This is a genomic window from Idiomarina aminovorans, from assembly GCF_023155095.1.
In the GTDB taxonomy this organism is placed as follows: Bacteria; Pseudomonadota; Gammaproteobacteria; order Enterobacterales; family Alteromonadaceae; genus Idiomarina; species Idiomarina aminovorans.
In genome coordinates this window covers 545,603-558,759 of the sequence record NZ_JAKNDA010000001.1, presented here as the reverse complement: position 1 = coordinate 558,759, position 13,157 = coordinate 545,603, and the positions used below count along the sequence as shown (strand labels likewise).

Annotated in this window: 15 protein-coding genes; 1 reads left to right on the top strand and 14 read right to left on the bottom strand. The window is 44.7% G+C overall.

The window, feature by feature from the left end:
• Nucleotides 1-94 precede the first annotated feature (94 nt).
• The 9 genes from fabG to rluC are packed head-to-tail and all read right to left on the bottom strand — an operon-like array spanning nucleotide 95 to nucleotide 6,777.
• Nucleotides 95-832: a 3-oxoacyl-ACP reductase FabG gene (gene fabG / locus L8G48_RS02815; protein WP_248263095.1), complete on the bottom strand. Its 738-nt coding sequence runs from the start codon at nucleotides 830-832 to the stop codon at nucleotides 95-97.
• Between the two features lie 16 nt (nucleotides 833-848).
• Complete coding sequence (gene fabD / locus L8G48_RS02810; protein WP_248263094.1) at nucleotides 849-1,769, bottom strand: ACP S-malonyltransferase; 921 nt, start codon at nucleotides 1,767-1,769, stop codon at nucleotides 849-851.
• A gap of 10 nt (nucleotides 1,770-1,779) precedes the next feature.
• Nucleotides 1,780-2,742 carry a beta-ketoacyl-ACP synthase III gene (locus L8G48_RS02805; protein WP_248263093.1) on the bottom strand — a complete coding sequence of 321 codons (963 nt, stop codon included), beginning with the start codon at nucleotides 2,740-2,742 and terminating at the stop codon, nucleotides 1,780-1,782.
• 16 nt (nucleotides 2,743-2,758) lie between these two features.
• The gene (gene plsX / locus L8G48_RS02800) at nucleotides 2,759-3,784 is read right to left on the bottom strand and encodes a phosphate acyltransferase PlsX (protein WP_248263092.1); all 1,026 of its coding nucleotides are present in this window, start codon (nucleotides 3,782-3,784) and stop codon (nucleotides 2,759-2,761) included.
• An 8-nt stretch (nucleotides 3,785-3,792) separates the two neighbouring features.
• Nucleotides 3,793-3,963, bottom strand: coding sequence for a 50S ribosomal protein L32 (gene rpmF, locus L8G48_RS02795; RefSeq protein WP_248263091.1), 171 nt, complete (start codon nucleotides 3,961-3,963; stop codon nucleotides 3,793-3,795).
• Between the two features lie 16 nt (nucleotides 3,964-3,979).
• Nucleotides 3,980-4,507, bottom strand: coding sequence for a 23S rRNA accumulation protein YceD (gene yceD / locus L8G48_RS02790; RefSeq protein WP_248263090.1), 528 nt, complete (start codon nucleotides 4,505-4,507; stop codon nucleotides 3,980-3,982).
• A gap of 51 nt (nucleotides 4,508-4,558) precedes the next feature.
• Nucleotides 4,559-5,155: a Maf family protein gene (locus L8G48_RS02785; protein ID WP_248263089.1), complete on the bottom strand. Its 597-nt coding sequence runs from the start codon at nucleotides 5,153-5,155 to the stop codon at nucleotides 4,559-4,561.
• Nucleotides 5,152-5,814 (bottom strand): HAD-IA family hydrolase, encoded by a 663-nt coding sequence (locus L8G48_RS02780; protein WP_248263088.1) that lies wholly within the window; start codon nucleotides 5,812-5,814, stop codon nucleotides 5,152-5,154. Before L8G48_RS02780 ends, L8G48_RS02785 begins: the two co-directional genes overlap by 4 nt.
• 15 nt (nucleotides 5,815-5,829) lie before the next feature.
• Nucleotides 5,830-6,777 (bottom strand): 23S rRNA pseudouridine(955/2504/2580) synthase RluC, encoded by a 948-nt coding sequence (gene rluC / locus L8G48_RS02775; protein ID WP_248263087.1) that lies wholly within the window; start codon nucleotides 6,775-6,777, stop codon nucleotides 5,830-5,832.
• Between the two features lie 451 nt (nucleotides 6,778-7,228).
• Between rluC and rne the strand changes: the two genes are divergently transcribed.
• Nucleotides 7,229-10,129: a ribonuclease E gene (gene rne, locus L8G48_RS02770; RefSeq protein ID WP_348983633.1), complete on the top strand. Its 2,901-nt coding sequence runs from the start codon at nucleotides 7,229-7,231 to the stop codon at nucleotides 10,127-10,129.
• Nucleotides 10,130-10,209: 80 nt separating this feature from the next.
• Here the strand turns inward: rne and L8G48_RS02765 are convergent, their stop codons facing one another.
• The 5 genes from L8G48_RS02765 to ihfB all read right to left on the bottom strand — a co-directional run bounded on the left by L8G48_RS02765 (nucleotide 10,210) and on the right by ihfB (nucleotide 13,119).
• Complete coding sequence (locus L8G48_RS02765; RefSeq protein WP_248263086.1) at nucleotides 10,210-10,530, bottom strand: ComEA family DNA-binding protein; 321 nt, start codon at nucleotides 10,528-10,530, stop codon at nucleotides 10,210-10,212.
• Between the two features lie 108 nt (nucleotides 10,531-10,638).
• Complete coding sequence (gene pyrF / locus L8G48_RS02760; protein ID WP_248263085.1) at nucleotides 10,639-11,334, bottom strand: orotidine-5'-phosphate decarboxylase; 696 nt, start codon at nucleotides 11,332-11,334, stop codon at nucleotides 10,639-10,641.
• Between the two features lie 4 nt (nucleotides 11,335-11,338).
• Complete coding sequence (gene lapB / locus L8G48_RS02755) at nucleotides 11,339-12,496, bottom strand: lipopolysaccharide assembly protein LapB (RefSeq protein WP_248263084.1); 1,158 nt, start codon at nucleotides 12,494-12,496, stop codon at nucleotides 11,339-11,341.
• A gap of 6 nt (nucleotides 12,497-12,502) precedes the next feature.
• Nucleotides 12,503-12,763: a lipopolysaccharide assembly protein LapA domain-containing protein gene (locus L8G48_RS02750; protein ID WP_248263083.1), complete on the bottom strand. Its 261-nt coding sequence runs from the start codon at nucleotides 12,761-12,763 to the stop codon at nucleotides 12,503-12,505.
• A gap of 74 nt (nucleotides 12,764-12,837) precedes the next feature.
• Complete coding sequence (gene ihfB / locus L8G48_RS02745; RefSeq protein WP_011234600.1) at nucleotides 12,838-13,119, bottom strand: integration host factor subunit beta; 282 nt, start codon at nucleotides 13,117-13,119, stop codon at nucleotides 12,838-12,840.
• Between the last annotated feature and the right edge of the window lie 38 nt (nucleotides 13,120-13,157).

Here is a 13,157-nt window from a genome sequence, read left to right as displayed (position 1 = left end):
TCGCGAGAGTGAAAATTGGCTGTAGTGTAGTGAAACCAGCCTCATTAATAAAGTAAAAAATAGCATAAAGTTAAGAGGTCGTACCGCTTACCTCTTAAACCATTGCCATACCACCATTAACGTGAATGGTTTCACCAGTGATATAAGCGGCACCATCTGATGCCAAAAATGCTACCGCAGCAGCAATTTCGGCAGGCTCGCCTAAACGCGAGGCCGGAATATTATCAAAAATAGCGTGTTTCTGTTCGTCATTCAGAGATTTGGTCATATCCGTATCAATAAAACCCGGTGCAACGCAATTTACCGTAATACCGCGTGCGGCAACTTCTTTTGCCATGGCTTTACTGAAACCGACCAAACCAGCTTTAGCGGCACAATAGTTTACTTGTCCCGGGTTTCCGGTAGTACCAACCACTGAGCTGATATTAATAATGCGCCCATAACGACGTTTCATCATACCACGCACAACCGTTTTACAAACTTTAAATACCGCTGACAGATTCGTATTCAGCACCGCATCCCACTCGTCATCTTTCATTCTCATCATTAAGTTGTCACGAGTGATACCAGCATTATTGACCAAGATATCAATAGAGCCGCACTCTTTTTCAATATCTTTAATAATTTGAGGCAGGTTTTCTGAATCAGTAACATCAAGCGCTAATCCTCTGCCTTTTGAACCAAGATACTCAGAAATTGCTGCAGCCCCTTTATCTGACGTTGCTGTACCAACAACCTTCGCACCCTGGCTGGCGAGAGTTTCAGCAATAGCTTTTCCTATCCCGCGGCTTGCGCCGGTAACCAATGCGACTTTATTTTCAAAGTTTTGCACGTAAATAACCTTTTCATTAAAGTGAGTTAAAAGAGTCTAGCGTATTCAATGCATTACAGCCAAAAGACTGAGTAATGCGTTTGTTCAACCCTGTTAGTACTCTCCCGGGACCAACTTCATAAGCTGTTTCGACATCCATGTGCTCAATCTGTTCCACCGTTTCTGTCCAACGAACCGGGCAGTATAATTGACGCACTAATGCATCTTTAATGGCATCTTCGCTATCCGCTATCGCAACATCGACATTATTGATAACTGGTGTATGTGCTGATTGCAGAGTTACGGACTTTAAGGCCTCAGCCAGTTGGCTGGCTGCGGGTTGCATGAGGGCACAGTGTGACGGAACGCTGACAGGCAATGGCAAGACACGCTTGGCACCAGCTGCCTTTAAAGCTTCAGTTGCTCGGGCGACCGCTTCAGCATGACCGGCTATAACAACCTGACCCGGAGAGTTATAGTTAACCGGCGTGACAACCTGTCCACTCGCCTGCTCTAAACAAATTTTTTCGATTTCAGCATCTTTTAAACCAATGACAGCAGCCATAGCACCTTCGCCTTGTACTACGGCTTGTTGCATAAATTGTCCGCGTAAAGCCACCAGCTTAACAGCATCGCCAAAATCAAGAACGCCGGCACAGACCAGTGCCGAATACTCTCCCAGACTATGTCCGGCCATTACAGTAACGTCATTCAAACCTTTATCTTTAGCAACACGGTATAAAGCAACACTCGCTGCTAATAAGGCGGGTTGAGTACGTTGTGTTTCGTTTAATTGTTGTTCTGGTCCTTGTTGAACCAGCTTCCAAAGGTCGTAATCCAAAGCGCTGCTGGCTTCAGAAAAGGTTTCCTTAATCAGAGCAAAGTCATTAGATAATTCACCTAACATCCCAACACTTTGTGAGCCTTGCCCCGGAAATAACAATGCCGTTTTCGTCATAATTATCCTCTTAATATTGAACCAGTGCTGAACCCCAGGCGAAACCACCACCAAAGGCTTCCAATAAAAGTTTCTGACCGCGTTTAATGCGTCCGTCCTTAACCGCCCAGTCTAGTGCAATGGGCACAGATGCAGCTGAAGTATTCCCGGTTTTATCCAGAGTAATAACGACGCGATCCATCGGCATCTGTAATTTCTTTGCTGTCGCGTTAATAATACGCAAATTCGCCTGATGTGGAATCAACCAGTCTAAATCCTGCGCCTGTAATTGATTTTTTGCTAAAGTCTCGCTCACCAGAGCGCTTAGCTTTGCCACGGCAACCTTAAACACTTCATTACCTTTCATGTACATCCAGGCACTTTCTGCATGGCCCTCTGTCCCACGGGGCGGCTGTTTAGCCCCCAGCAGGTGACTGTATTCACCGGCACTGTATAAATGCGTTGAAAGAACTCCGGGGGAGTCACTTTGCTCAAGAACAACGGCTCCACCGCCATCACCAAAAAGCACCAGAGTGTTTCTATCTTCAGGATCGCACAAGCGAGCCAGTACGTCAGCACCAATAACTAAAATACGTTGATGTTGGCCACTCTTGATGAATTGATCGGCTACCGATAGCGCATAGATGAAACCAGAACAGGCGGCTCCAACATCAAACGCCGGAACGGAGGTAATACCCAGCATTCGTTGAATTTCACAAGCTGCACTTGGAAACGCATGCTCCGCCGACGTTGTCGCTACCACAATCATATCGATATCCTGCGGACTCAGGTTTGCGGATGCAAGGGCTCCTTTCGCCGCTTCATAGCCTAAGGTTGCTGCCGTTTCATCTGCGGTGGCTATACGTCGTTCCGATATACCGGTTCGATCCTTAATCCATTCATCGGACGTATCAACCCGTTTGGAGAGTTCTTCGTTAGTGAGCCGTTGTGCAGGAAGATAATGCCCGGTACCAACAATTTTTGAATAAGTCATAACGCTACTTAACTGGTTACAGCTGTTCTGATAAGACTGCTTCTACACGATGTTTAATTCGTTCAGGAAGCTGTTCATGCGCCTCTGCGACGGCTTGTTGAATGGCACTATAAAAGGCGCCGGCGCTAGCGCTGCCGTGACTTTTTATCACGACATGTCGCAATCCTATCAGACTCGCACCATTGTAGTGGTCGGGCTTCAACCTTTCCCATGACTTATGTGTCCGTTTTTGTAAAAAACGAAAGAAAAACCGATACAACCAATGTGAATTAACTGTTTCGCGCATTTGGTCAATAATAAAGGTTGCCAGACCTTCGCAACTCTTCAGCGCAATATTACCGACGAAGCCATCACAAACAACAACATCCGCACGCCCGCTAAATAAATGATTACCTTCAATAAAACCAATATAGTTAACATGCTCGCATTGTGCGAGTCGTGCTGCCGCATTGCGAACGACATCGTTACCTTTAATGTCTTCTTCGCCCATATTCAACAGGCTAATTTTAGGAGCATGCACATCAGAGAGGTACTCTGCGGCAACAGCTCCCATAACACCAAATTGAAAGAGTGTTTCCGAATCGCAAGTTGCGTTCGCGCCGAGATCTAACAGGTAAGATTTACCACCGGTCTGGTTAGGTAGCGCGGTCATTAAAGCCGGACGTAATACTCCGGGCAAAGTCTTTAAGGTAAAATAGGCGTTAGTCATCAATGCGCCGGTATTTCCCCCGCTGACCATAGCCTGACAGTCACCGTCAGCTAGTGTATTAAGGGCGATACGCATAGATGAATCAGGCTTACTGCGTAGAGATTGGCCCGGTTTGTCATTCATTTCAATGACTTGCTCAGCATGCATCAGCTTTACTGCAGAGTGTGTGCTTAAATGATGCTTTTCAAGTAATGGGGTAAGTTCTTGCTGATGACCGACAACGGTAAATTTGACATCGGGGTACCGATGAACCGCTTTTTCCAGGGCTTCTATAACAATAGAGGGGCCATTATCGCCCCCCATTGCATCAATCGCTATATTCAGTTCAGGCATGGCCTGTCTTACTTGTTAACGACCTTACGACCCTTGTAAAAACCGTCGGCTGTTACGTGGTGACGACGATGCGTTTCACCCGTAGTTGAGTCAACCGACAGTGTGGGGCCGTCTATTGCATCGTGTGAACGACGCATGTCGCGTCTTGAACGACTTTTCTTACTTTTCTGAACAGCCATTTACGCTATCTCCTGATTATTTACGCTTCAATTCTTGTAATGCGGCAAACGGGTTATCTGACTCTTCATCAACTGATTCGTCAATCTCACCCCAGGTCATCGCATCACGGTCCACCTGACATGCCTTAGCATCGTGCTTTGGAGCTAATGGCATTGCCAGAATTAATTCGTCTTCAATAAGCCCATGCAAGTTAACTTCTCCAAAATCGTTTACCTCAATAGCTTCGTAACTATCAGGAAAGTCATCCGCTACCTGCCGCTTAGTGACAGGAGCATACGCAAATTGCGCGAGAATATCAACATCCAGAGGCGTATTACAGCGTTCACAAAGTACTTTTACAGCAACTTTTGCTTCCCCTGCAAAATAACTAATGCCTTGCTCATCAATTCCAAACTCAACAGTGGCTTCAGGATCCGGACATGAATTTACCAGGCTTTCCTGTAGCCGTTTCAATGTTTTGCCAGGTACGACCCCGTCATAGGCCAATTTCTTGTTGGCACTTTTAACTGGGTCAACCGTTATGGGAATACGAAGTTTTTGCATAGCGCGCGAATACTAACGAAGTTCCACCTTAGTGACAAGGGAAATCTGTCGTTACTCCTTATTCAGAGGGTTAATTCCGTGGGTTCTCAACATATCTAATAAAGCTATAGCTGGTAACCCGATTAAGGTGTTTGGATCATCACCTTTTAGACTATTGAATAAACTGATGCCCAGCCCTTCACTTTTAAAACTACCAGCACAATCAAATGGCTTTTCAAGTTCAACATAACGCTCTATTTCATCAATAGTCAATTGCCGAAATTCAACGTCAAAAGGCTCAACTCTGACATCACATTGCTGGGTTGCGGTATTCAGCACAGCTAGCCCAGTGTAAAAGGTAACCGTTTTACCAATAAACCCCAGTAATTGTTTCACCGCGTTCTCAGTGTTTCCCGGTTTCCCTAATATATCCCCGTCACAAACAGCAACCTGGTCAGAACCAATGATAATCGCCTGTTCATGCGTTATGCGTTGTTCAACTGCACGGGCTTTGGCTTCAGCCAAACGTTCTACCAATTGTTGTGGGCCCTCAGCCGTTATTGCAGATTCATCAATATCAGGTTTAACAACATCGTACTCTAAATGAAGTTTATCCAAAATCTCACGGCGGTATTTAGAACCTGACCCAAGGATTAACGGCAACGTCATAGTCTCTCCTTTATAAGTCTACCACTCAATTCTGTTAATGAATCGACAACCAAAATAGCTCCAGCTTCTCGTAACCGGTCAGCATTATGCACACCAAAACTAACCCCAACCGGGGATACTCCGGCTGCGACTGCCATTTTCATATCATGAACTGAATCCCCTACCATGACGGTTTGTTCCGGAGGTGCTTTAAGTTCATCCATTATTTCATGAAGCATTTGAGGATTAGGCTTACCTAATGTTTCACTAGCGCACCTTGAGCTTACAAAATAATGTTCGGTTTCACTTTCTGACCAGACTCGTTGTAATCCTTTGCGCGCTTTCCCTGTTGCTACAGCCAACTGGAATTCCGCATCGGTTAATTGAGAAAGGACCGCTTTTGCATCATTAAATAATGGTGACGGTGTTGGATTTAAATCGACATATTCATCACGGTACTGAGCTAAAAAGCTATCCAGTTCTGCAGGATTAAGCACACCAAACAGTTTTTCTATTGCCGGTTCAAGGCTTAAACCAATGATATCTCTGACCGCGACATCGGTTGGGACCGGAAAACCTATATGCTGAGCGGTATTTTGCATCGATGACACAATACGACCTATTGAGTCCATTAAGGTACCGTCCCAGTCAAACACAATAAATCGCTTATCGTACATCATTATAAACCGTCCATATTATTGAGCCGTTAGCTGTTTTAATGTTTGTTGTAAGTTGTCATCCAAAGGTGCTTCAAAAGCTACATCTTTTTCTGTCACAGGGTGCAGAAAACGCAACTTCCATGCGTGCAGAAACAGTCGGTTTAATCCAAGTTTTGACATAGCATTATCAAAGTCTGTGTCACCATATTTAGGATCTTTGGCAATAGGATGACCAGCATGCAAAGCATGTACCCTAATCTGATGAGTTCGGCCGGTAACAGGAGAAGCTTCAACTAACGTCCCTTCTTTATACCTTTGTTGAATTCTGAATCGCGTTAAAGACGCCTTACCTTCTGCATCAGCACGTACAATTCGCTCGCCAGACTTTAAGGTATTCTTTTTTAGCGGCGCTTCTACACTGCGAACCCGCTTTTGCCACTGGCCTCTCACAAGAGCTAAGTACTGTTTGTTCATTTCCTTATTACGCAATTGTTCATGCAAACTTCGTAATACAGAGCGCTTTTTAGCAACAAGCAGTAAACCGCTGGTGTCGCGGTCAAGACGATGAACCAGCTCTAAACTTTTTTCTTTGGGTCGCAGAGCCCTCAGCCCCTCAATAAGGCCAAACTGCAAACCCGAGCCACCATGTACCGCAACACCTGAGGGTTTGTTAATTAACAGCAGTGCGTCATCCTCATAAACGATGGCATATTCCAGCGCGGCAACCTGCTCAAGTTTTACAGAAGGTAGCTCTGGTCGCTCGCTGACTTTAACCGGAGGAATACGAATAAGATCGCCCTCCTTCAGTTTATAGTCAGGTTTTATACGCTTTTTATTCGCGCGCACTTCGCCTTTGCGAACAATTCGGTAGACCAAAGACTTGGGAACACCGCGTAATTGCGCTATCAAAAAGTTATCTATTCGCTGGCCTGATTCATCGGCAGAGACAGTGTGCCAGCGAACTTCTTGTTGAATTGTTTTCATGCCTCTATTTTACCATCATCTGCGGGATTCAACAGCGAAATTGTCGCTTGTATTTTCAATGGTTTTCATGAAATAATCAGTCCTCAAAGTCCATCGACGATGGCAGACTAAAATATATTTCGCGCAATCGAAATAACGAAGCGACGCATTATCCACATCAGCGTACGGTTTTAAAGTCTAAAAAGTGACTTACCCGAGATGTTGATGGCACGGAGAGGAACACAGCACATTGAATACGCTTTGTTTAAAGATCGATTGCAGACGTAAAATTTAGCGACAATATGACACCTAACAGTTGGTGTTATCGGCACAGTCAAACTCATTTTAGTTACACGTTGCAGATGACGGGTAACGCAGGTTCTAAAGGGCTTGCAGCGACAGACGAATTCGATAATTGCACGATCGCCATAAAGGCGTGTCATATTGTGGCCCAAAGAATTGAGTCACAGTAATGAAAAGAATGCTAATAAATGCCACGCAATTGGAAGAATTGCGTGTAGCGTTGGTTGACGGTCAACGCCTTTACGATTTAGATATTGAAAGTCCTGGTCACGAACAAAAGAAAGCCAACATTTATAAAGGCAAAATCACTCGTATTGAGCCTAGCCTTGAAGCGGCTTTTATTGACTATGGCGCTGACCGCCACGGCTTCCTTCCTCTTAAAGAAATCGCAAAAACTTATTTCCCACAAGGTTATACTTTCCAGGGCCGCCCTAACATCAAAGATGTGGTTAAAGAAGGTCAGGAAGTTATTGTTCAAATTGACAAAGAAGAACGTGGCCAGAAAGGCGCCGCTTTAACAACCTTTATCTCTTTGGCGGGCAGTTATTTGGTTCTAATGCCGAACAACCCTCGAGCCGGGGGTATTTCTCGTCGCATTGAAGGCGATGAGCGTTCAGCTCTGAAGGAAGCGTTATCTGACTTAAATGTGCCGAAAGATATGGGGCTCATTGTTCGTACGGCTGGCGTCGGTAAGTCAAAACAAGAACTGGAATGGGATTTGAACGTTCTGCTAAACCATTGGGAAGCCATCAGCAAAGCAGCTAACGAACGCCCTTCTCCGTTTCTTATTCATCAGGAAAGCAACGTTATCTTCCGGGCCCTCCGTGATTACTTGCGCCGTGATATTGGCGAAGTTCTTATTGATAGCCCGAAAGTCTATGAACAGGTACGCAATCATATACAGCTTATCCGTCCTGACTTTTTGCAGCGCGTTAAGCAATACGAAGGCGACGTTCCCCTTTTCAGTCACTATCAAATTGAAAGCCAGATAGAGTCTGCTTTCCAACGCGATGTGCGGTTGCCTTCAGGTGGCTCAATTGTTATCGACCCAACCGAAGCTTTAACGTCTATTGACATTAACTCGTCACGGGCCACTAAAGGTGGGGATATCGAGGAAACAGCATTACAGACGAACCTCGAGGCGGCAGAAGAAATCGCGCGTCAGTTGCGTCTCCGCGATGTTGGCGGATTAGTTGTTATCGACTTCATTGATATGACCCCTGCTCGTCACCAGCGCGATGTAGAAAACCGTTTGCGTGACAGTTTATCTCAAGACCGGGCCCGCATTCAGGTTGCTCGTATTTCTCGCTTTGGTTTGATGGAAATGTCACGTCAGCGTTTGCGCCCTTCACTGGGTGAATCAGCAAACAATATCTGTCCACGTTGTAACGGGCAGGGAACCATACGTTCCAGTGACTCGCTGGCGCTTTCAATTTTGCGTCTAATTGAAGAAGAATCCATTAAAGACAACACTATTCAGGTTCACTCGCAAGTGCCGGTGGATGTTGCCACTTACCTGTTAAATGAAAAGCGTCAATCCGTTAACCATATTGAGAAGCGTCACAACGTTAAAATCGTCATTATTCCAAATCATCATCTGGAAACACCGCATTTTGAAGTTTTGCGCGTTCGCGATGACGAAGTTCCCGAATCAGCCAGTTTTGAATTGGTGCAAAAACCAGAACAAACAGAGTCTACGGTTTCAATTACCCTGACTCAGGATAAAGCTAAGTTTGAAGAGCCTGCATTGAAAGGTCTTCAGGCACCGAGTGCAGCACCTGCGCCGACACCTAAAATTGAAGAGCCAAAAACTGTTCAACCTTCGTTACTGAGTCGATTAAAAACTTGGTTCTCTGGACTGTTTGATTCAGATGAAAAACAAAGCCAGGCGGAAGTTGATAAAGACAAGCAAAGCAGTTCTCAGAATCAACGCAATCAACAACGTCGGGGCCGTAACCGCCGCTCCGGCAATCGTCAGCAACGCGGTCGCAACCACTCATCGACGGCTAAAGATACCAATGCCAGTAAAGGTAATGCATCTGAAACCGCTACTGTAACGGAAGAGAAGTCAACCGAGTCTCGCGATGACGCCGGTAACCGAAACAGCCGCAATCGTAACGACCGTAGACGCCGGGGGCGCAGTAACAAAAATAGTCAGCAGAAAGTTGACACCGCAAAAACTGAGACGGTCGGCAACCCAGTTGAAGCAGAAAAAGAAAAGGCGAAGGAGAACAAACCTGTTCAAGATAAACCTCGCCGTCAACGCAAGCCTATTGAGAAATCTGTTCGTGTGTCAGCGACAGATAATTCAGTAAAAGCGAGTGAATCAAAGCAACGAGAGTCTTCAGAAGTGACTACCGATAGAGGTAATAACACTCAAAAAGCGGATCAGACTAAAGACAAGCCTTCGCAGCAAACCGGCTCTGGTAAAAATGAAAATAAAGCGATCTCTGATAAAGTACTCGACCCACGGATGCAAGCAGCCGCTGAATTAGTACAGAATCAGACTCAGCCGACAGCTAAGGAAGAGAGCTATAAAGAAGATACGGCGGAAACTCCTGCTAAAGCAGAAGTGAACAGCTCAGAAGAACCTTCAGCCACAATTGAATCTGAATCAGCCCCTTCTCAAGATAAAGTAGAAATCCCAACGGAAAAGGTTGAGGAACAAGCTTCACAGCCTGATACGGGTCAAGAAAGCAGCAATGACAAGGCCGTTGATGAAACACCAGAGACAACTGAAGCGATAGATACCGCTGAAGAAAAACCGGAACCTAAGGTTGCTGAACAGAAGAAAGGCCGGGATCGTTCGCGTCGCTCTCCTCGTCATCAAAGAGCTGCCGGGCAAAAACGTAAGCAGCAAAAGACTCAAGCGGTTATACCAAACCGTACGCTCAGTGGATCCTCGTTTTCTGCAATGACAAAGGCAACGGCCGAGGAGCGCAAGGAAGAGTTTAAAGCACTGCCTGTAGCCTCAGCTGATAATCGCCCGCAGTTTGTTAAAGACAGCCGTATCGCGAGTATCTCTCAAGCTCGTTCGAGCTCTCATGCCGAAATGGAAAAGTGTGACTAAGTTTAGCTAGGTAAAGCCGTTATAAAAAAAGGTCGATAGTTATCGTAACTATCGACCCTTTTATCTCTGGAGTTTTTTCATTACTCAATAGTAATAAAGGAGCGGTTCTTCTCTAATGTTTTGATACCTATACCTTTGACATCAAGCAACTGCTCAACTTCTGTAAAGCCTCCCAGCTGCTCTCTGAATTTGATAATTTGCTCCGCCCGCTTCACACCAACACCAACCAAAGCTGATGAAAGCTCTTGCGCAGAACTGGTGTTAATATTCACCGTCTTCTCAATATCTTCAGACTGCACCACCGGCGATAACCCCGGTAATGCCGATAATGGAGTGGCTTGTGCTCCTGCCGCTAAAAATAGCGATGAGGCAACAAATATCGGTATAAATTTCAGCTTCATAGTTTCATTCCCTATTCAAAAAATTACTGCGTCACTGCAGTAAGGACAACTATAGCCGAACTCTTTTAGCCTGTTTGAAGATTACGATATTGCAGAGGTCAGAATAAGTTACTCTCCTATGGCCTGTAATATCTCAGTAATTACGGTGGCGGGATCCTCAGCCTGCGTAATTGGGCGGCCAATAACCATATAATCGACTCCGGCTTGTATCGCTGCTTCTGGTGTCATAATTCGTTTTTGATCATCAGCCGAGCTGTTAGCCGGTCGTATTCCCGGAGTAACCAGTTTAAATGAAGAACCTAACTCACTTTTAAGCATTGTAGCTTCCTGAGCAGAACAAACAACGCCATTCAAGCCCGCTTGCTGCGCTAATCCAGACAATTTAAGCACTTGTTGCTCTGCGCTCGATTGAATTCCGATTTCGGCAAGCTCAGCATCACTCATACTAGTCAGTACTGTCACAGCAATTAGCAACGGCGATCTGTCAATTTGGTTTAATGCATTTTTTGCGGCTCTCATCATTTCGCTACCGCCACTAGCATGCACATTAACAATATCGACACCAATTTTAGCCGCAGAAGTAACTGCTTTAGCCACGGTGTTTGGAATGTCATGAAATTTCAGATCCAAAAAAACGGAAAAGCCTTTATCAACTTGCTTTTTGACCCAGTCAGGGCCTGTTGCGGTAAACAACTCCTTACCCACTTTCAGTCCTACTTTACCAGCAGGTAGTTTGCTCACTAAATTTTCAGCTTCATTTTCTGTTTGGCAATCTAATGCGACATAAATTTTTGGCAACGCCATATTGTTATTCACCATCTAATCCGAAAATAGGTTTTGTTGTTGTCCAACTCTTACAAGAAGGACAACGCCAATACAAAGTATGTCCAGAAAAGCCACAATGACGGCATTTGTAATTGGGTCGCTGGACGATGTGTTCATGTACCATTTTCCTAAGTCTACGAAGACTGTCACGGGCATTTCCGACGTCAGCAGCCCGAATATGAAGACCCATTAAATAATGAAAGCCTCGCATTGTTGGATGCTGCTCTAATACTTGCGTCATAAAGTGTTCAGCATCTTCGATACTTTGTGATTCGCAAATTTTTTCTGAAAGTGTAATAGCAGCAGTTATTCCTGCGTTCTGCTCGACGCAGTTGTGGAGAAATTCTACAAAGGTATGAGTATCAGAAGTTTTTTCAAAAGCTTCTTGTAACAGAGGGACCGTTTCGCAAACGAATGACTTGTCTTGTTCAAATACCCGGGTTAAATAATTGATAGACTCGCCATATTCACCTTCTCTCATATAGATTTTACCCAAAGAAAGTACTGCCCGAACACAATTACCGTCATGTTTAAGTGCTTTATTATAATGTTTAATTTTACTCAATATATTGTCGTCTAGCTCTGCCAGTTCACAATAAAGTTGTGCCAGAACAATTCGGGCATGACTGTCTTGTTTTGCCAGGCGCAAGCCGATTTTTATCGCCTTATCCCATTCATGGGTAGATTCGTACAATTCAAGAAGATGTTTTTGGCTTTTTTCCCGAAACAATTTATAACTCTGCAGACCCGCGAACATTTGCTCAGCGCGATCGTAAATTCCGGCGGACAGGTAATCTTTACCCAACTCGTACATAGCGGTTAAGCGATCATGCTCTGTCAAATTAGGAAGTGACGTTAGATTTTTGTGAATTTTTATAGCGCGATCAATTTCCCCTCTACGGCGAAATAATTTTCCTAACGTCCAATGGGTTTCTATTGTCTCGCTATCAACATCTAATAGCTCCACAAACAAATCAACTGCTTTGTCGGGCTGATCTGATAACAAAAGGTTAATACCGGTAGCATATTGCTTGGAAAATCGCTTTTGTTCTTTCCTTTCTTCCGTGCGAACACTATTACGACCCATGAACCAGCCATAGGCAGCAGCAATAGGTAAAAGCAGAAACAGAAGCTCTAACATGAACGGTTAACTGTCCTTATCCAATTTATTCAAACGCTTTAGTAAACGACGGTACCGATAGCGCCAGGATAAACTAGACAAGCAAAGTAATAACAGACCAACAACAAAACCACTACCAAAAAAGATAGCAAGTAATGATGCAACAGCCATTTCTGTTTTCAGAACCAGTAAATTAACAATCACTGTTTGCGGATTCTGCGCACCAAAAGCCATTGCCAAAAGAAAGATGAGTAATACAGGGATGAGAATAAGCAGCTTTTTAAGCATAATTGCTTACCTGTTAGTTATAAAAAAACGGCATGCCAGTATAGCATGCCGTTTTTATCGATCGAGCGTAAAAACTAACTTAATGTATCGACCCTCTCGCGAAGCTCTTTGCCCGCTTTAAAATGCGGTACGTATTTTCCGTCTAATTCAACCGGATCACCTGTTTTAGGATTACGACCGACGCGAGGAGCCCGATAATGCAGAGAAAAGCTTCCAAACCCCCGAATTTCAACGCGCTTACCTTGTGATAAGGATTGCACCATCTGCTCGAGTATTTCTTTTACCGAAGCTTCTACCTGCTTAGGAGGTAACTCGTGTTTCAAAGTTAACCTTTCAATCAGCTCTGATTTAGTCATCATTACCTCCATTTAATCAACTGCATAAGCGCAGTAAA

Bases quoted from the DNA above. Each gene is read 5' to 3' on its own strand.
- pyrF (WP_248263085.1), bottom strand. From the start codon at position 11,334: ATGGCGTTGCCAAAAATTTATGTCGCATTAGATTGCCAAACAGAAAAT.
- yceD (WP_248263090.1), bottom strand. From the start codon at position 4,507: ATGCAAAAACTTCGTATTCCCATAACGGTTGACCCAGTTAAAAGTGCC.
- ihfB (WP_011234600.1), bottom strand. From the start codon at position 13,119: ATGACTAAATCAGAGCTGATTGAAAGGTTAACTTTGAAACACGAGTTA.
- L8G48_RS02765 (WP_248263086.1), bottom strand. From the start codon at position 10,530: ATGAAGCTGAAATTTATACCGATATTTGTTGCCTCATCGCTATTTTTA.
- L8G48_RS02805 (WP_248263093.1), bottom strand. From the start codon at position 2,742: ATGACTTATTCAAAAATTGTTGGTACCGGGCATTATCTTCCTGCACAA.
- L8G48_RS02785 (WP_248263089.1), bottom strand. From the start codon at position 5,155: ATGACGTTGCCGTTAATCCTTGGGTCAGGTTCTAAATACCGCCGTGAG.
- plsX (WP_248263092.1), bottom strand. From the start codon at position 3,784: ATGCCTGAACTGAATATAGCGATTGATGCAATGGGGGGCGATAATGGC.
- rluC (WP_248263087.1), bottom strand. From the start codon at position 6,777: ATGAAAACAATTCAACAAGAAGTTCGCTGGCACACTGTCTCTGCCGAT.
- rpmF (WP_248263091.1), bottom strand. From the start codon at position 3,963: ATGGCTGTTCAGAAAAGTAAGAAAAGTCGTTCAAGACGCGACATGCGT.
- L8G48_RS02780 (WP_248263088.1), bottom strand. From the start codon at position 5,814: ATGATGTACGATAAGCGATTTATTGTGTTTGACTGGGACGGTACCTTA.
- L8G48_RS02750 (WP_248263083.1), bottom strand. From the start codon at position 12,763: ATGCTTAAAAAGCTGCTTATTCTCATCCCTGTATTACTCATCTTTCTT.
- rne (WP_348983633.1), top strand. From the start codon at position 7,229: ATGAAAAGAATGCTAATAAATGCCACGCAATTGGAAGAATTGCGTGTA.
- fabD (WP_248263094.1), bottom strand. From the start codon at position 1,769: ATGACGAAAACGGCATTGTTATTTCCGGGGCAAGGCTCACAAAGTGTT.
- lapB (WP_248263084.1), bottom strand. From the start codon at position 12,496: ATGTTAGAGCTTCTGTTTCTGCTTTTACCTATTGCTGCTGCCTATGGC.